Origin of the sequence: Nakamurella sp. UYEF19 (genome assembly GCF_040546275.1) — a bacterium.
GTDB lineage: Bacteria > Actinomycetota > Actinomycetes > Mycobacteriales > Nakamurellaceae > Nakamurella.
In genome coordinates, this window is record NZ_JBEPNO010000013.1 from 71304 (window position 1) to 88436 (window position 17133).

Sequence of the window (17133 nt, forward strand, 5' to 3'; positions counted from 1 at the left end):
GCTCCTGCATGTCGGCGGGTGCCGCATCCAAGGACTACTTCGAGCGGAAGGACCTGGCCCGCCAGCGCATCCGGAACACCATGCGCATCATCTCCAAGCCGAGCGAGACGGTCTTGCCCAGATGTCCGGTGACCGAGGAGTGGCCGACCCTCGGGTGGTAGTTGACCGGGATCTGGACCAGCTTGATGCGCCGCAGCAGCGCTATCAGCATCATCTCCAGACCGAACGAGGACCCGTCGACGGAGAATTTCGGCGCGATGTCGGCGATGCACTCGCGGGACAGGATCCGGAACGTGCAACCGACATCGCTGAGATAGCTGCTGTTGTAGAGCACCTCGGTGAACTTGGCGACCAGCCAGTTCCCCCACTGCAGGGCGAAGCCCATGTTGGCGCCGTCCCAGATGAAGTTGGAGACGGTGCGCGACCCGATCACGAAGCCGCATTCCACGGTGTAGGGCAACATCTTCCGCAGATCTTCGGGATTGAACGTCCCGTCCGGCTCGCAGATGCAGACGAGGTCGGCGTCGACCTCGAGCAGGCCGCGCCGGATGGCCGCGCCGTAACCCTGGTTGGTCTCGACGATCTCGCGGGCGCCGGTACTGGCCACGTTGACGGACGTGCCGTCGATCGCGTTGTTGTTGATGACCAGGATGTCGTCGACGATGTCCAGCGCTTCGAACCGGCGGATCACATCCGCGATGCTGTCCTTCTCGTTGTAGGTCGGCAGGACCAGGGCGACGGTTCTACCGTTCCACATCGGCCATCTCCTTCTCCTTCGACTTCGTTGCGTCCATGGAACCGAACATGATGATGTTGCGGCCCAACCACACTGCGCCGATCAACCCGAGCAGGAGCCAGGGCCACCAGCCCAACGGCGGTTCCCATGCCGCCGCCGGCAGGAACCACACCGGACCGGCGGAACCCACCGCGTAGCGGCGCGCGTTGACATAGAGCGAGATCACCTGGACAACAGGCATCACCACCGCCACCAGGGTGAAAAACCTTGCGGTGACAGCACTGTCCAGTTGGTCCAGACGCTCGACCAGCACCACCCCGGCCAGCAACGGAATCAGTTGGAAGAACGCCAGTAGATGCCTGCCCTGCAGACCGGCGTCGACCGTGAAGAACACCGTGGCGTAGGTGAAGTAGGCGATCAACAGCAGCAGGAGGAACCAGACGAGCATCGTCAGGCGGTCGGATCGAGGAGCCAGCAACGCGGCCGCACCGATCAACAGCACGCCGAGCATGATCCAGAGAGCCAGCACCCAGGGCGGTACCGCGGTGTCCAACCAGCCGAATTGCGCAACTCCGCTCTCCAGGACCGAATAACTCTTCAGCGCAAAGGATCCCAGCGCTGGACCCGAGAGCGCCGAGCCGACCATGGACGGGTGGTCGTACGCGCGCTCCCAGACCAGCACGGCGACACCGCACAGGGCGAGGATCCCGACGGCCGACACCAGCGCCGGCCGGTGCGCCCGCAGCAGCCGCAGGAAGAACGCCGGCCCGACGCGGACCAGCAGCAGGAGCATCAGCAGCGCGAAGGTCACCGCCCCCAGCTGACGGGACAGGATGAGCGTCCCCCCCGCTCCGGCCAACAACAGCTGGGTGCCCGATTCGGCCAGGGTCTCCGGGCGCCGCAGGCCTACCACGACGACGCAGGCCACCGCGAAGGCAGCGCAGATCTCGAATCCACTGGTGGTCACCACCGACGAGGAGAAGACCACCATCGGGGTCAGCCCGACGAAGGCCCCGAGCAGTGCCCGGCGGCCCAGCCCGCGAACCAGATGCGCCGCGCCGAGGAGCAGCAGCAGGCTACAGACCAGTGCACAGAAGAGCCGGACCAGCAAAAATGCCTGGGTAGGGGTCGACGCCAATGCGGTCACCCAGCCCATCGGCACGTAGAGGAAGGCCGGATAGCTGCCCAGCGGATCGACGACGTCGCGAGACGTGGTGGAGGTCGTCGTCTTCGACAGACACGCCGCAGAGGTGTCGGTGCGGAAGGCGTAGCAGGTGTATCCGACCGGGGCCAGGTTTCCCGGCACGGTGATGACCCGGCTGATGGAGGCGTTGCGTTGCTGACCGATACCGCCGTTGCCCACAGCCGCTCCGGTGTACTTGCTACCGATGTCGAAGCTGGACATCCCGATCGCCTTCACCAGGTGGTCCGGCTCGTCGGGTGCGGCTCCGGGCGGATTGGAGAACGCCCAGGAGAGCATCAGGATCAGGTACGGCACCACGAAGACGCCGGCCGACCCCCAGTGACCACCGGCGCGGTGACCCGACCTGCTCACATGGCCCCTCGGGAGGCCACCACGAGCATCTGTCCCGCGAACGGCTTGATCGGCGATCGCAGATACCAGGGCACCAGGAAGGTCAGCCCGGACCCGCGGGACTTCATGCTCAGCGGCAGGAAGCGCGCCGCCACGTGGTCGACGCTCCAGCCCGAGGCGGCCAGGTAGTCGCGCAGCGAACGGTCGGTGTAGATGGAGACATGGGTGTAGTCGTCGAAGTACTCACGGGGATTCAGCCGGAAGTTGGGCTGGATCAACAAGAGTCGGCCGCCGGGCCGCAACACCCGTTGCGCCTCGGCGAGCATGGTGTCGGCCATCGGTCGGGTCAGGTGCTCGAGCAGGTTGGATGCCACCACGCAGTCGAAGCTGCCGTCGCGAAAACGGGAGAGATCGGTGCAGTCGCCGACGACGGCCGCCACCGCAGGGCCGGCCGCCTCCTGCACCACCGGGTCGATGTCCATGGCCGTCACGCTGCCGGCGTGGACCGCGTTGGAGAAGTCGCACCAACCGGCGCCCAGCTCGAGTACGTCGGCGTCGCCGGCAATCCACGTCTGGAGGAAGTCGCAGATATGACGCCAGACCTGCCCTCGTCCGTCGTTCCTGGTGAATCGCGTGGTGAAGTACCCCGGACCTGACTCCGATGCGGTCCCGCTCCCGTCGGGTGTCGCCACGATGTTCTCCTCCATTGATTGCACGGACATCATTTTGCCCCGGCTGACCCTAGCCTGCCGTCACGTTCCGGTGCCCCACCCGCGGTATCGTCCGGCGGTGAGTGTTCCGCCTGCCCTGGTTCCGGCTGCCGACGGAGCGCCCTGGAAAGGGCCGCCGGCCGGAGCAGAGCATCGGGATCCGGCCGCCGCGATCAACCGCGCCAGAGTCCTGATCCTCCTCTTCGCCGTCCCACTGCTGATCCTGAAGCTGACCATCGCCGCCAAGACCCTTGGCACCAACGACATCCTGCACTGGGGGGATTTCGCCAACGGCGAGCGGCAGGCCGGGCCGGTCGGAATCTACGCGCTGACGTTCAAGCACTCGTTCTACAACCATCCGCCGCTGGTCGGGTTCCTGCTGTGGTTCGTCAATCTGCTGCAGGACGCGGGCATCTCGTTCAAGTTCACCATCCGTGGGCTGTCCTGCTTTGCCGATGTCGGTTCGGCGTTCGTCCTCTTCGAACTCCTGCGCCGCCGGCGGAGCCTGCGGGAGGCCACCTGGGCCGGCGTCCTGCTCGCCGTCAGCCCGGTACTGGTCCTGGTGTCCGGATTCCACGGCAACACCGACCCGATCTTCACCTTCCTGACGTTCCTGAGCCTGTGGTTGCTGGTCGACCGCCGATCGCCGGCCTGCGCCGGTGCCGCGATCGCACTGGCGGTCGGGATCAAGATCATCCCGCTGGTCGTCATCCCGGCGTTGGCGCTCTACGCGTGGAAGCAGGGGCGGCGGGAATTCCTCCGGTTCGTCGCCGCCTTCGTGGTGGTTTTCGGGGCGACGTGGGGTCCGGCCCTGATCAAGGAGTTCGCGCCGCTGCGGCTCAACGTCATTGGGTATCCGGGCACCGGGCCGTCCCGCTGGGGCATTCTGCAACTGGGGCACTGGATCGGTGACCCCGGCTGGGTCGCGTTCCTCGCCGGCCCCGGCCGAAGCCTGGTCGTGGTGATCTGCGCGATCGTCCCGCTCATCGCCGTCTGGCGTCGCCCGGACACGATCTTGCACGCCACGGCGTGGGCGTTGATCGGCTTCATGGTCTTCGCGGTGAGCTTCAGCGTGCAGTACACGGTGTGGCCGTTGGCCGCGAGCTATCTGGTCGCTTTCGGCTGGGCGACCGTCTACAACGTGCTGGCTGCAGTGGTGCTCACCGAGATCTACTCGCTGTGGAACCACGGGTTTCCGCTCTACCAGGCGCTGGCCGTGCCGTTCACGACCGCTGAGAGCTACTACCTGATGGTGATCTGGCTCGTGCTGGTGGCGATCGGGGTGAGAGCAACGATGCTCATCTTCCCGACCACCCGGCACTCGTGACGGAATCGCCGGCTGCTGCCACTGGCAGCGTGAGCACCCACGGTCGGGCCGGATTCGAGGTCTGGATCTACCTGGCCGCCGCCGGGCTGAGCACGCTGGCGGTGACGATCATGACGAGGCTGTGGCAGGCCACCTGGTCGGTGCCGTTCTTCTACAGCGGCGATGCGGTGGCGTCGGCGTCGTACTTCAAGACCGTTCTCGGCACCGGCTGGTACGAGTCGCAGCCCGCCCTCGGCGTCCCGTACGGCCAGCACTACCACGACTATCCGTTCTCCGACGAGCTGCAGCCGATGATGATCAAGGTCTTCGGCCTCTTCTCGCACAGCTGGCCGGTGGTCTTCAACCTCTACTACATCGCCGGGTTCCCGCTGGCCGCGTTGACCGCCGTCTGGTTCCTGCGCCGCTGCGATCTCTCGCAACCGCTCGCCGTGGTGCTGTCCGCGCTCTATGCCGTTGCGCCGTACCACTTCTGGCGCAATGAATCGCATTTCTTCCTCGGCGAGTACTGGGCCGTGCCACTCGGGCTCGGCGTGGTCCTGACGGTGCTGCGGGGCGATCCGATCTGGGGTCGCCGTTTGCTGCCGGAACGGCTGGGCCGGCTCCCCCAGGCTGTGCGCTCCGGTGTGTCGTGGCTGACCGGGCGGGGCGCGGGCACGGTGCTGGCCGTTACCCTGGTCACTCTCGACGGCGCCTACTACGGCGTGTTCACCGCGGTTCTGCTCGCACCGGCCGGCATCCTGGCCCTGATCCGCACCCGCAACTGGCGGCGATTCCGCGGCGCCGTCGTCGCGGGCGTGGTGCTGGGGGTCGTCTTCGTCGGCGCGATGGTGCCGGACATCGTCTACGGATACCTCCACGGCTCGAACGCCGCCGCGTTCGTCCGGCGACGTCAGGACGCGGAAACCTTTGCGCTCAAGTTCACCTCGTTGATCCTGCCGGCGGACGGCCACCCGATCCCGGCGCTGGCCCGGGTCCGGCGTCTGTACGACACGCACTATCCGCTGTCCGGCGAGGAACCTGCGCTGGGCCTGATGGGTGCCATCGGGTTCCTGCTCCTGCTCGGTCTGCTGCTGGTAGTGCTGGCCGTCAGGCGACGTCCGGAGGCGACCGACCCGGTCCGGGTTCGTCGTCGCGAGACCTTCTACTATCTCTCCGCCCTCACCTGGCTGGCCTTCCTGCTGAGCACCATCGGTGGGTTCGGCACGCTGATCTCCTTCCTGACGGCCGGTATCCGTGGCTGGAACCGCATGTCCATCGTCCTCAATCTCTTCGCCCTCGCCGGTCTCGGTGTCGCGATCCAGGGCGCATTCGCGGCCTGGGACCGGCGTCGGACGACGCGATCTTCTCCCGCGGTCCCGCGGTTCGCCCTACCCGTCGTCCTCGTCGTGGTGCTGGTGCTCGGCGTATTCGACCAGACGTCCAGCCGTGGCCGGCCGATCTACGACGACCCGTCGTACCGCTCGGATGACGCGTTCGTCCAGGCCCTGCAGGCACGGGTGCCGTCGGGATCGATGATCTTCCAGACGCCCTACCTCGCCTTCCCCGAGGGCGGCCGACGAAATGGCGCGATCGACAGCGACCAGATCAAGCTGTTCCTGCACTCGAGCACCCTCCGGTGGTCCGGCGGCGGGATCAAGGGCCGACCCCAGACCGAATGGCCGAAAGCCATTGCCGCCGAGGCTCCTTCGCGGATGACGAAGGACCTGGCTACCGTCGGCTTCGTCGGGATCGTGGTGGATCGCGTAGCCACCGTTGACGACGGCGCTGCCCTGGAGAAGTCGCTCGCCCCGTATACCGGGGCACCGACACTCATCAGTCGGGACGGCCGCTGGGCGTTCCTGTCGCTAGACCGCTCGCTGCAGCAGGTCGCCGCCACGATGACCGCAGCAGAACGGTCTGCCGCCGCTGCTGTGATCGTCCGGGCCGCCGGCTGAGCATGGTGCGAGCCGGGCGCTGACGGTAAGGCTCGCCCTGATCCGGCCGTTGCCGGCGCAGCTCGCGCAGGGTGCCCACCGGATTCGCCCCGGACGCCGCAGCTCTGGCACCGCACGCCCGTCTCGACCTGGATCTGCCGAACGGTTCCGCCTCTCAACTCGTCCGGGCCGACGGCGATCGGCAGGAGTGCGTCCTACCCGCGCGAGGCGCCCCGGGGTTGCGCGGCAGCAGACCGTGCGGCGGAGCCAGGCCCGCGCCAACCGTCAGAGGTGGGCGCGGAGCAGGGCCCGGCGCGGGATGACCAGCCCGACGCCCGTCCAGCGGACCAGGGACAGATCGGTGATGACCACATCGGCGTCGGTCTCCAGCGCCCGGCGGCCCACCCCCACCACGGCCCGGACACCGGCAGCGCGGGCCGCCTGCACCCCGCTCGGCGCGTCCTCGACCACCACCGTGTGCTCGATGGGCACGTCGAGGCGGGCGGCAGCAGCGAGATACCCCTCCGGGGAGGGTTTTCCGGCCCTGACGTCGTCGGCCGTCACCAGCACGGGCGGAGCCACGATCCCGGCGGCACCGAGCCGCGCCCCGGCCAGCGCCCTGGTCGCCGAGGTGACCACCGCCCAGGCGCCGCCCATCCCGCCCACGAGTTCGGCCGACCCGGGGATCGCCGTCACCGCTGCCGCGTCCTGGACCTCGAACAGATTGATGTCCTCCAGCGCCAGCACCCGCAGCGCCGGGTCCACCAGCAGCGCAACGGTATCGGCAGCGCGGCGACCGTGGACCATCGAGAACACCAGCTCGGGATCGAATCCCCAGGCCAGCGCCCACCGCTTCCACGCGGAGGCCACACTGGCATCGGAATCGACCAGCACACCGTCGGAGTCGAAGAGGACGACGGCCGCGGTGATGGTCAGCTGCTCGATGCGTTCGACCATGCACCCGCCCTTCTCGCAGTCGGAACCGGTGAGGCAAAACCCTCCGACGGTCAGACCTTCTGCCGGGCCAGCACCTTGCGATGCACGATGCGCTCGGCCACGAACGAGATGCCCGGGATGACGCCGGCGAGCAGCACGCCGAGGGTGCCGGCCAGCGACCACCGGTCCTTGTAGGCGAGATCGAACGCCAGCAGGACGTACGCGATGTACAGCACGCCGTGGATCGGTCCCCAGATCGTCACGGCCTGGCCGACGTCGAAGACGTACTTGAGCACGATCGTCACGCAGAGCACGATCAGTGCATAGCCCACGATGAAGGCGGCGATCCGGTAGCGCGCAAGCGCAGTCGCCACCTTCGGGGGCATGACGGGTGCCGGCGCGGCGGCGCGCGGCGAGGGGTTTGCGGAGGTGGGTTCAGCGGGCACGGCGGTGGTCCTTTGCGGCCAAGGCGGCCAGTGCACGGTTGTACGCGGCCAGTTCGGGATCGTCGTCTTCGTCATCGTCGCCGACCGTCGACACGGCCACGGTGATCCCCCGCGATGCGTTGCGCGGTGGAACGACGGTGCCCGCCGCGACCGCTCCGGAGGTGGACTCCGAGGCGCTGTCGGCAACCGCCTCGATCGATCGGGCGTCGCCGATCGCCTCCGCGGTCGTCTTCGACAATACGTCGAATGATGGGAAGTCGGCCTCGGCCGGCTCGGCCGGGTCGAAGGTTGGTAGCCGAACGGCGGACGTCGGCTGTGGTGAATCCGTGCCGGCTGCCGGGTCACCGGGACCGGAAGCCGTCACCGCGGGATCAGCGCCGTCGGACGTCGGGTCCCCGGCGGCCATCGCGGTGAGTTCGGCGTCGTCCTCGGCATCCTTGAGAATTTCCAGCTGGAGGAATCGGAACCACATGTAGACGAAAGCCGCACCGAAGATGGGCCACAGCACCGTGTATCCGAGGTTCTGCACGGTGCCGCCATGCTCGGTCCGGTGCCACTGCCACAGCCCCAGTCGCAGGCACACCAGCAGTGCCACCACGACCATCAGGTGCCCGAAGATCCACCCGGGTCGGAGGAATTTGCGGTACACATTTCGACGGTAACACCGTGCGCCCGCCGCAGACCGTCCACCTGCTGTGATGCCCGGTCGCCAGGGCCGCCCCGGCCCGGCGGACGCGCCAGGTCAGCCAGTACGGCCCTGGTCCGGGACCCGACGGCCGAGCCGAGCAACGCCGTCTCGAGATCTGTGACGAGGTCCACGTCCCGGCGAAGGCTGGATGTGGTCGGCAACAGCACGGGTACCGCACCGGCATCCTGGTGTCGGCGGTAGGACCCGGGCCCGTACCGGGGAGTCAGGGCCGCTGCCACGGTGGCGGCCAGCAGGGTGGTGCCGACTCCCTGGTGGTCGGCGACCACGGCGAAGCGATGCGTCTCGCACTGCACGAGCCCGGCCGCCAGGTCTGCCACGAGCAGCCCCGGCAGATCCCCCGGGACGACCGCGACGAGCCCGTCGACCCCGCGCGCCGCCAGCGCCGCGACGCCGTCCAGGATCGACTCGTTCAGCCCCGAGACCGTCGTGAGATGCACCGCGACGCCGGGCACTGCCTGCAGCGCAACAGCATCCGCCTCGTTCTCGACGAGGGCCATCACCCGGCCGCACCGGGCGGCGACCGACACCGTATCCAGCGCCATCGCCAGGGCCAACCTCTGTCTGGCCTCGGGTGGGAGGTCGATCCGGCTCTTGCCGCGGGTGGTGGCCTTGACCGGAACCAGGATCGTCCAGCGCGACGCGACACCGGGCTCCTGAAGACGGAGCTGCCGGTCGGGTCGAGGAACTGTTGTCACCCACCCAGTGTCCCGTATCGCGTTCAGGACTCCGCGAGGCGTTCGCGTTCCTCGTCCACGTTGAAGTCGGCGGGCGGATACTGCGGGTCCAGTTCGCGGAGCGTCTCCAGCAGCAACGAGGCAATCGCCCAGTTCCGGTACCACTTGCGATCGGAGGGAATGACGAACCACGGTGCACCCAGCGTGTTGCAGCGTCGCAGTGCCTCGGCGTACGCGTCCTGGTAGTCGCTCCAGTAGCCACGTTCCGTCAGGTCCGCGGGGTTGTACTTCCAGTACTTGGTCGGGTCGTCGAGTCGGGCCTCGAGTCGCTCCCGCTGCGTGTCCTTGGAAATGTGCAGGAAGCACTTGACGACTACGGTCCCGTTGCGCAGCAGGCCACGTTCGAAGGCGTTGATCTTCGCGTAGCGCTTGGACCACTCCTCGCGCGGCACCAGATCATGCACCCGGACGACGAGCACGTCCTCGTACTGGGACCGGTTGAAGACCCCGATCTGGCCGGCCAACGGCACCTGGGCCGCGATCCGCCACAGGAAGTCGTGGGCCAGCTCCTCCTTGTTGGGTTTCTTGAACGAGGTCAGGTGGACGCCGGCCGGATTGAGCAGACCCAACACGTGCTTGACGACGCCGTCCTTGCCCGAGGTGTCCATCCCCTGCAACACCAGCAGCACGCGGCGTTGCCCACCGCGGATCGACTCCGCGACCAACTTCTCCTGCAGCGCAGCCAGTTCGGTGCCGATTCCGATCATCAGCCGCTGCGCCTCGTCCTTCTGCTGCGGTCCGGCCGGCCGGCCGGCCGTGGCGATCGACCGGAGGTCAACGGGCCCCGGGGGCAGCGACAGCACCTTGGCCGTGCTGTCCTGCTGGGCGGTCACCTGTTCGATGACGTCTCCGCGATCGACCTTCTTGCTGCTCTTCTTGGAGTCGGACCGACTCTTCTTCGGGGCCATGGGTCACTTTCCCACAACGTTCCGTCGAGGTCTCCCGGAAAGACGCATGAATTCGCACATGGGCGCATGCATCCGACCCCTGCCGGGACAGGGTCTGCGCCCGTAGGCTCGAAAGGTCAGCGCCGGGCAACACCCGACGCACAGATGTGTGCCCAGGCCCGGCCCGTCCTGTGGCCGAGCCGCCCGAGAAGAAGAGAGCGACCACCGTGACCAGCGCGCCCACCAGCCACGACCCCCAGTTCTACCTGGATCTGGACGACAACTGGTGCACCCACAATTACCACCCGCTGCCGGTCGTCATCGCCGAGGCGGAGGGCGCCTGGGTGACCGACGTGGCGGGCAAGCGCTACCTCGACATGCTCGCCGGGTACTCCGCGCTCAACTTCGGGCACGGCCACCCGGCTCTCGTCGCCGCAGCCAAAGAACAGCTCGACCGAGTCACCCTGACGTCACGCGCTTTCCACCACGACCAGCTCGGCCTCTTCTGCCAGGAACTGGCCGAACTGACCGGCACTGAGATGGTGCTACCGATGAACTCCGGTGCCGAGGCGGTCGAGGCTGCGCTGAAGGTCGCGCGCAAGTGGGCGTACACGGTGAAGGGGGTTCCGGAGAACCAGGCGCAGATCATCACCGCCGGCGGAAACTTCCACGGCCGCACCATCTCCATCATCTCGTTCTCCGACGACCCGGTCGCCACCGCCGACTACGGGCCCTACACACCGGGTTTCGTGGGCGTCAAGTACGGCGACGTGGAAGCTCTGACTGCGGCCATCACCCCCCACACGGCGGCCATCCTGCTCGAGCCGATCCAGGGCGAGGCCGGGGTTCTCGTACCACCCGCCGGTTACCTCGCCGAGGTCCGCCGCCTCTGCGACGAGAACGACGTGCTGTTCATCGCTGACGAGATCCAATCCGGGCTCGGGCGTACCGGTGCACTGCTGGCTCTGGATCACGAAGGTGTCAAGGCGGACCTCTACACGCTCGGCAAGGCACTCGGCGGCGGCATCATGCCGGTATCGGCCGTGGTGGGCAGGAAGTCGGTGCTGGGTGTGCTCCAGCCGGGACAACACGGATCCACCTTCGGCGGCAACCCGCTGGCCTGCGCGATCGGCCGGGCCGTCATCAAATTGCTGGCCACCGGCGAGATGCAGGCCAGGGCCAAGGATCTCGGAGATCACCTGCACGCCAGGCTGAACGCGCTGATCGGGCACGGCGTCGCCGACGTCCGTGGCCGCGGCCTGTGGGCCGGGGTACAACTCTCGCCCGAGGTCGGCGCTGGTCGCGCGATCAGCGAGGAGATGGCCCGCCGCGGCATTCTGATCAAGGAAACCCACCAGACCACGCTGCGTTTCGCTCCGCCGATCGTGATCACCCGCGAGGAACTCGACCAGGCCGTCGACACCCTCGCCGCCGTCATCTCGGAGTTCCGCGGCCGCCGCTAGCGTCCTGCACAGTGATCGCAATAGCGATCACTGTGCAGGACGCCAGGGGGTTGCGGCTCAGATCATCCGACGCTGGTCGCTGCTCTGCTCGCCCTCGCGGGTGAGGGCGAGGATCCGGCTGGTCGCCCGCAGGTACTTCTTGCGGTAGCCACCGCGGAGCATTTCCGGGGTGAACAGCTGATCCAGCGACACTCCGGAGGCGCGGACCGGGATCGTCCGGTCGTAGAGGCGGTCGATCAGCACCACCCATCGCAGGGCAGCGCCTTGGTCGGGGAGCGGCCTGACTCCCGAGATGTGAACGGCTGCAGCATTTTCCACCAACTTCCCGTAGGTGGAGGGATGTAGCTTCGCCAGTTTCGCCGTCAGCGCGGCGAAGGAGTCGAGGGTGGAGCCGGGGGTCCGGCCGGCGACTGCCTGCAGAGCGTTGTCCGACATCGGATCCGGGGCCTGGGCGAGGCCGGCGTGTCGGAAGTCCGGGCCATCGATCCGCAGTGTCGTGAAGCGGTCGGACAACCCCTGGATCTCCCGACGGAAGTCGTCGGCCGCGAACCGGCCCTCGCCGAGCTTGTCCGGCAGCGTGTTCGAGGTGGCAGCGAGGAAGACGCCGGCGTCGGCCAGCTGGCCCAGCAACCTGGTCATCAGCATGGTGTCGCCCGGGTCGTCCAGCTCGAACTCGTCGACGGCCAGCAGGCGATGGGCGGACAGCCGCCGCACCGTCTCGACGAACCCGAGTGCACCGACCAGGTGGGTGTATTCGACGAACGTTCCGTACGCCTTCGGGCCCGGCACCGCGTGCCAGAGCGAGGCGAGCAGGTGCGTCTTCCCCACGCCGAATCCGCCGTCCAGGTAGACCCCGGCGGTGGTGGAGGCCGCGGATTTGCGGAACCAACCCTTCTTCGGCGGATCGGCGATGGTCCCGGCCACCTTCTGGAGGGCGTCCAGCGCCTCCGACTGCGATCGCTCCGCCGGATCGGGTCGGTAGGTGCTGAACCGGGGTCCCTCGAATCGGGGCGGAGGCACCAGCCCCTTGATCAGTTGATCGGGGCTGACGACCGGCATCACATCGACAAGATGATCCAGGGACACGAGGGTCCAGGGTAGAGAACGTCCGGGGCCCGTCGAGCGAGAAGACCCGTCCCGAGCAGGAGATTCACCGCACAGCCGACCGGCCGGCGCGCGGTCGTGATGGGATGGGTGGGTGCTGCGCTGCCACCCCGACCACCTCGACTCCCCCGATGACGACGCGCTCGCCGCTGCGTACGCGTGGCCGACGGACGTCGGGAACCGTCCGGTGATCAGGGCGAACATGGTGGCCGCTCTCGACGGCGGCGTCGCCGTCGACGGCAAGTCGGCCGACCTGGGTGGCCCCGGTGACCAGCGGATCTTCGCGATCCTGCGAGATCTCGCCGACGTGCTGCTGGTTGGTGCGGGCACCATCCGGGCCGAGGGATACGGCGGCATCCGGCTGGACGACGAGCGCCTCGCCCGGCGACATCGCTGGGGCCTCGGCACCCCACCGCCACTCGCCGTCGTCACCGGCGGTGGTCTCGACCGCGACCTCGGGATCTTCACCGACAGCGAGATCCCGCCGATCCTGATCACCACCACGAAGGGGGCAGCACGGATGACCGGCTACCCGGCCACCGTCGTCGACGCGGGTGTGGATTCCGTCGACCTGACGCGGATGGTGGCCGAGTTGTCCGGGCTCGGGTTCTCCCGGGTGCTCTGCGAGGGCGGACCGAGCCTGCTCGGGCGGCTCATCGCCGCGGATCTGCTGGACGAGCTGTGCCTGACCACCTCGCCCCTGACCCTGGGCGCCGGGCCGACCACCCTGCTCGGCGGCGTCTCCCTTCCCGCCCCAGCACGGTGGCGACTCGACACCCTTCATCTTGACGAGGACCACCTCTTCACCCGCTACGCACGGGTTGCCGCCTGATGCGGGCGAGGCGCAGGACCCTGACGTCGGCCTCGATCGTGGTGGGCATCGCCACCCTGTTGGCGGCGTGCACGATCGGGCCGTCCACCCGACCTCCCCTGGCCACCTCGGACGGCGGCGGAAGGACTGGAAATGCTGCCGCGACGCCGCAGATCACATCGAGCACCATGCCCACCGGTCCGGGGGGTGCCGGCCGCTCGTCCGATCCGGTGCAGTGGTCGTCCTGCCCGGACGGGATCGACAGCAACGCCCCCACCGGCGGTGCCGCCTTCACCCTGCAGTGCGCGGAGGTCGAGGTCCCCAAGTCGTACGCGACCACGTCGTCGGGCAGCCTCTCGGTCGCGCTGGCCAAGGCCACCACGGAACGGACTCCGAAGGACGCGCCGCCACTGCTGGTGGTCCTCGGCGCTCCCGGGGAGAACGGCACACATCGGATCTCGTCGGTCGCGGGAGTATTGCCGGCCGCCATCACCGACCACTTCGCCGTCATCGTGATGGACCTGCGCGGCACCGGCGACTCGGTGCCGATCGATTGCGTCAGCGGTCGGAGCTCCGGTGACCTGCTGTCCCTGGGCGCCGACCCGACCACGTCGGTCGCCGCCGATCTCCTGGCCGGCCTGGCCCGCACGCTGACCTTCGATTGTGGAGACATGGTCGGACCTGACCTGACGGACTACGCCTCGGTGCCGACCGCCGACGACATCGACACCGTGCGGTCCGCCCTGGGCGTCCGGACCATCAACTTCCTCGGCCAGGGCTACGGCGCCACCCTCGGGGCGGTCTACGCCGACCGCTATCCCGGACGGATCGGCGCCTCGGTGCTGGACGGGCCGGCGGACCCCGCCTCCACCCCGGAGGATCAGGCGAATGCCGCTGCGGCCGCCTACCAGAGCGCCCTCACCTCGTTCGCCCAGGCCTGTCAGACCTTCACCGGCGGCTGTCCCCTCGGCGCCGACCCGGTAGGTGCAATCACCACGACGATCAAGAAGCTCGGCGACATCGGGATCCCCAGCTCGGACGGGCAGGAGATCACCGGCGGCAGCATCCTGCTCGCCCTGACCAGCGAGCTCGGGCGGCCTGCCGGGTGGTCGGCACTGGCGGCGGCGCTCGAGTCCGCCGGCAAGGGCGACGCCGACGCCATCGCCACGCTGCTCAGGGCCGAACTGGGCACGGACGCCATCGAGCAGCAGCAGGCGGGCCGACTTGTCTACCAGTGCAACGACTCCACCCAACGGCTCGGTGGCGCATCCTTGGCGACGGCGGTGAAAGCCGCCCGGCCCAAGGCGCCCCTGTTCGGCCCGTTCCTGCTCGGCCTGGTCGGAGTGTGCTCGTCCTGGCCGGCCCCGGACCTGGCCCTGCGCGGGGTGCGGGCGACGGGAGCGCCGCCGGTCCTGGTGGTCGGCGCGGTGGACGATCCGGTGTCACCCTTCGCCGAGATCCGTTCGCTGGTGGCGCAGATGGACTCGGCGGTGCTGCTCACCTGGCAGTCCGGTACCCACGGCGGCTACCCGACGAGCAGTTGTGTGACCGCAGCCGTTGACGCCTACCTCCTGACGGGCAAGGTCCCGGCCGCCGGGACCCTGTGCCCACCGTGAGGCGGGGGCCGGCGGGGTCACCAGCTGGCAGGGTCGCGGGCGGGCACGATCACCGGCACGGAAGCGTCAGCCTTCCGTCATCTGTTCGGAGTCGTTCAAGCCTCGTTCGGCACATGGCCCGCGGGTACCGTCGAAGCCATGAGCACACCTGCAAAAGTCGTCAAATCAGAAGAGCAGTGGAAGGCCGAACTGGCGCCGGCGGAGTACCGCGTCCTGCGTGAGTCGGGCACCGAGCGCGCGTTCACCGGGGAGTACACCGACACCACCACGACCGGCGTCTACTACTGCCGGGCCTGCGGATCCGAGCTCTTCCGGTCCGACACGAAATTCCCGTCCCACTGCGGATGGCCCAGCTTCTACGCGCCGTCGGATTCGGACAACGTCACACTCGTGACGGACCGGAGCTTCGGCACCGTCCGCACCGAGGCGCGCTGCGCCACCTGTGACTCACACCTCGGCCACGTCTTCACCGGCGAGGGCTACAAGAACCCGACGGACGAGCGCTGGTGCATCAATTCGATCGCACTGCGACTCGAGCCGAACGCCGGCTAGCACCGCAACGGACGAAGTTGATTGCTGGGCCGGCGGCGGAATGCGGCGGCCCTGCAGATGCCGACAGCTTTCGTTCGCCGGCCCCACTCCGTTCGTCCGAGCCGGGACGGGCGGCGTGGGAGAGCATCGATGTCGGTCCGCGGTCGTAGTGTCCGGATATGACCACCACGGCCGGCCAGGTTGCCCCCGCCGCATTCCAGGCCGCCCTCGACCAGTTCGACCTCGTCCGCGTCCGTCCGGAGATCGAACTGGGTGAGCTGCCCGCCCCCACCCGACTCGCCCCCTGGAGCCATGCGGTGTCGGCTTCCGTGCTGTGGGGCGGCGACAGACCGGAGTCCGCGTCGGGAAGGTTGATCCTGCTCTATAACCCTGATGGCGTAACGGCGTGGGATGGCACTCTTCGAGTTGTCATTTTTGTCACCGCCGAGGTGGACGACGAAATCGCCCGCGATCCGCTGCTGCCCGACGTCGCCTGGAGCTGGTTGACCGACTGCCTGGAGTCGTCCGGGGCTGCTTTCACCGCTCTGGGAGGCACGGTGACCTCGACCTCGTCGACCCGATTCGGGGACATTGCAGGCCCCGGCAGGACCGATGACCTGGAATTACGCGCTTCCTGGACGGCGACCGACGAGAACAGCGGGCTTCACCTCGCGGCTTTCACCGATCTGCTTGCGATCGCAGCTGGACTTCCACCAGAAGGCGTCGCGGCCATCAGCCGGCCCGTTTCCCCGAACGTACGATGACACTGACTACTGATAGTCAAGGATGAGCACATCGTGTGCTTGACCATTCCAGCAACTTGGGCAGAGACTGGATGCAGGGCATGCAGAACATGCCAGCAAGTGATTCAGTTCCGGTGAACCGGGCGCCTACCGACCTCTCGGGGTCACGACAGGGTCAAACGTGCAGTTCAGAACCGATCCATTCGCTTCGGGAGGCAGACAGGTGAGCATCTCAACGCTCGGCATCGACCAGGGTTCGATGCGTCGGGTCGAAGAACTGCCCGTCGGTGTGGGTGCTCTGCCCGCGCAGCGTTCGCCAGTCCGCGACTCGATGAGCAACTCGCTCCGCGCGGCCACGGTGTTACTGGTTGATCCGGACCGGGCCACACGTGAAGCACTGCAGGCCGGTCTGATCGAGGTGGGCATCGGTCGGGTGATCCCGACCACCTCCCTTGCGGGCGTCGAGGAGCTCAGCGAGCGTGGTGTCGTCGGGGATCTGGCGCTCATCAGCCTGCTGACCGGGCCCGACGCCGGGAAGATCATCAACACGCTCCGCACGGCAGGCTGGGCGCGGGTCCTCGCGCTGGCACCGACCGCCGACATCGGGCCGGTGATCGACGCAGTCGGTGCCGGTGTGAACGGCGTGCTGATCGGTCGCCGCGCCAACCCGGCCGCCGCCAACATCCCCAGCTCGATCCACGATCTCTCGTCGCGGGAGATCGAGGTGATCCGCCTGGTGGCGGACGGCCGGTCCAACAAGTGGATCGGGGACGAGCTCAGCCTGTCCGCTCTGACGGTCAAGAGCCACCTGGCTCGGATCGGCCGCAAGCTGGGCACCGGCGATCGGGCTCACATGGTCGCTCTGGCCATGCGGGCCGGCGTCATTTCCTGACGTCCGGACGCGCCGCGCTGACCGACGGATCGACCGGCCCC

At 68.1% G+C, this 17133-nt stretch carries 17 protein-coding genes; 8 read left to right on the forward strand and 9 right to left on the reverse strand.

Translation table 11 applies throughout. The features are described from left to right. Positions 1 to 34 precede the first annotated feature (34 nt). Genes ABIB25_RS17635 through ABIB25_RS17645 form a run of 3 tightly spaced genes read right to left on the reverse strand, consistent with a single transcriptional unit; the run spans position 35 to position 2977 of the window. Entirely contained in the window at positions 35 to 757 is a 723-nt protein-coding gene (locus ABIB25_RS17635; protein ID WP_354529789.1) for a glycosyltransferase family 2 protein, read from the reverse strand. Beyond that, positions 744 to 2291, reverse strand: a complete 1548-nt coding sequence (locus ABIB25_RS17640) for a DUF2142 domain-containing protein (protein ID WP_354529790.1) — start codon at positions 2289 to 2291, stop codon at positions 744 to 746. Before ABIB25_RS17640 ends, ABIB25_RS17635 begins: the two co-directional genes overlap by 14 nt. After that, a complete protein-coding gene (locus tag ABIB25_RS17645) occupies positions 2288 to 2977 on the reverse strand; it encodes a methyltransferase domain-containing protein (protein ID WP_354529869.1) in 690 nt (229 codons plus the stop codon). Before ABIB25_RS17645 ends, ABIB25_RS17640 begins: the two co-directional genes overlap by 4 nt. An 82-nt stretch (positions 2978 to 3059) precedes the next feature. Here ABIB25_RS17645 and ABIB25_RS17650 point away from each other — a divergent pair, with 82 nt between their 5' ends. Both ABIB25_RS17650 and ABIB25_RS17655 read left to right on the forward strand, forming a co-directional pair. After that, on the forward strand, positions 3060 to 4307 hold the full coding sequence (locus ABIB25_RS17650) for a glycosyltransferase 87 family protein (protein WP_354529791.1): 1248 nt from the start codon (positions 3060 to 3062) through the stop codon (positions 4305 to 4307). Positions 4308 to 4336: 29 nt separating this feature from the next. Further along, a complete protein-coding gene (locus ABIB25_RS17655; protein ID WP_354529792.1) occupies positions 4337 to 6241 on the forward strand; it encodes a hypothetical protein in 1905 nt (634 codons plus the stop codon). A 264-nt stretch (positions 6242 to 6505) separates the two neighbouring features. Here ABIB25_RS17655 and ABIB25_RS17660 read toward each other — a convergent pair whose 3' ends face one another. From ABIB25_RS17660 to ABIB25_RS17680, 5 genes are read right to left on the reverse strand one after another with little or no spacing between them, the layout of a single operon-like run. After that, positions 6506 to 7177, reverse strand: coding sequence for an HAD-IA family hydrolase (locus ABIB25_RS17660; RefSeq protein WP_354529793.1), 672 nt, complete (start codon positions 7175 to 7177; stop codon positions 6506 to 6508). Between the two features lie 50 nt (positions 7178 to 7227). Then, on the reverse strand, positions 7228 to 7602 hold the full coding sequence (locus ABIB25_RS17665) for a DUF3817 domain-containing protein (RefSeq protein ID WP_354529794.1): 375 nt from the start codon (positions 7600 to 7602) through the stop codon (positions 7228 to 7230). Continuing rightward, entirely contained in the window at positions 7592 to 8251 is a 660-nt protein-coding gene (locus ABIB25_RS17670) for a hypothetical protein (RefSeq protein ID WP_354529795.1), read from the reverse strand. The genes ABIB25_RS17665 and ABIB25_RS17670 overlap by 11 nt, the downstream gene beginning before the upstream one ends. Next, a complete protein-coding gene (gene cofC, locus ABIB25_RS17675; protein ID WP_354529796.1) occupies positions 8206 to 9006 on the reverse strand; it encodes a 2-phospho-L-lactate guanylyltransferase in 801 nt (266 codons plus the stop codon). The genes ABIB25_RS17670 and cofC overlap by 46 nt, the downstream gene beginning before the upstream one ends. Positions 9007 to 9029: 23 nt before the next feature. Further along, positions 9030 to 9953, reverse strand: coding sequence for a PPK2 family polyphosphate kinase (locus ABIB25_RS17680; protein WP_354529797.1), 924 nt, complete (start codon positions 9951 to 9953; stop codon positions 9030 to 9032). Between the two features lie 206 nt (positions 9954 to 10159). Between ABIB25_RS17680 and rocD the strand changes: the two genes are divergently transcribed. Next, a complete protein-coding gene (rocD, locus tag ABIB25_RS17685; RefSeq protein WP_354529798.1) occupies positions 10160 to 11395 on the forward strand; it encodes an ornithine--oxo-acid transaminase in 1236 nt (411 codons plus the stop codon). 57 nt (positions 11396 to 11452) lie between these two features. Here the strand turns inward: rocD and zapE are convergent, their stop codons facing one another. Then, a complete protein-coding gene (zapE, locus tag ABIB25_RS17690) occupies positions 11453 to 12481 on the reverse strand; it encodes a cell division protein ZapE (RefSeq protein ID WP_502919839.1) in 1029 nt (342 codons plus the stop codon). 112 nt (positions 12482 to 12593) lie between these two features. Between zapE and ABIB25_RS17695 the strand changes: the two genes are divergently transcribed. The 5 genes from ABIB25_RS17695 (at position 12594) to ABIB25_RS17715 (ending at position 17092) form a co-directional block, all read left to right on the forward strand. Next, entirely contained in the window at positions 12594 to 13331 is a 738-nt protein-coding gene (locus tag ABIB25_RS17695; protein ID WP_354529800.1) for a pyrimidine reductase family protein, read from the forward strand. Continuing rightward, positions 13331 to 14926 (forward strand): alpha/beta hydrolase, encoded by a 1596-nt coding sequence (locus tag ABIB25_RS17700; protein WP_354529801.1) that lies wholly within the window; start codon positions 13331 to 13333, stop codon positions 14924 to 14926. Before ABIB25_RS17695 ends, ABIB25_RS17700 begins: the two co-directional genes overlap by 1 nt. Before the next feature lie 138 nt (positions 14927 to 15064). After that, positions 15065 to 15478, forward strand: coding sequence for a peptide-methionine (R)-S-oxide reductase MsrB (gene msrB / locus ABIB25_RS17705; protein ID WP_354529802.1), 414 nt, complete (start codon positions 15065 to 15067; stop codon positions 15476 to 15478). Between the two features lie 158 nt (positions 15479 to 15636). Further along, positions 15637 to 16221: a DUF3000 domain-containing protein gene (locus ABIB25_RS17710; RefSeq protein WP_354529803.1), complete on the forward strand. Its 585-nt coding sequence runs from the start codon at positions 15637 to 15639 to the stop codon at positions 16219 to 16221. Between the two features lie 202 nt (positions 16222 to 16423). After that, complete coding sequence (locus tag ABIB25_RS17715) at positions 16424 to 17092, forward strand: helix-turn-helix transcriptional regulator (protein WP_354529804.1); 669 nt, start codon at positions 16424 to 16426, stop codon at positions 17090 to 17092. Positions 17093 to 17133 lie beyond the last annotated feature (41 nt).

Bases quoted from the DNA above. Each gene is read 5' to 3' on its own strand.
- ABIB25_RS17635 (WP_354529789.1), bottom strand. From the start codon at position 757: ATGTGGAACGGTAGAACCGTCGCCCTGGTCCTGCCGACCTACAACGAG.
- ABIB25_RS17645 (WP_354529869.1), bottom strand. From the start codon at position 2,977: ATGGAGGAGAACATCGTGGCGACACCCGACGGGAGCGGGACCGCATCG.
- ABIB25_RS17660 (WP_354529793.1), bottom strand. From the start codon at position 7,177: ATGGTCGAACGCATCGAGCAGCTGACCATCACCGCGGCCGTCGTCCTC.
- ABIB25_RS17680 (WP_354529797.1), bottom strand. From the start codon at position 9,953: ATGGCCCCGAAGAAGAGTCGGTCCGACTCCAAGAAGAGCAGCAAGAAG.
- ABIB25_RS17700 (WP_354529801.1), top strand. From the start codon at position 13,331: ATGCGGGCGAGGCGCAGGACCCTGACGTCGGCCTCGATCGTGGTGGGC.
- msrB (WP_354529802.1), top strand. From the start codon at position 15,065: ATGAGCACACCTGCAAAAGTCGTCAAATCAGAAGAGCAGTGGAAGGCC.
- ABIB25_RS17710 (WP_354529803.1), top strand. From the start codon at position 15,637: ATGACCACCACGGCCGGCCAGGTTGCCCCCGCCGCATTCCAGGCCGCC.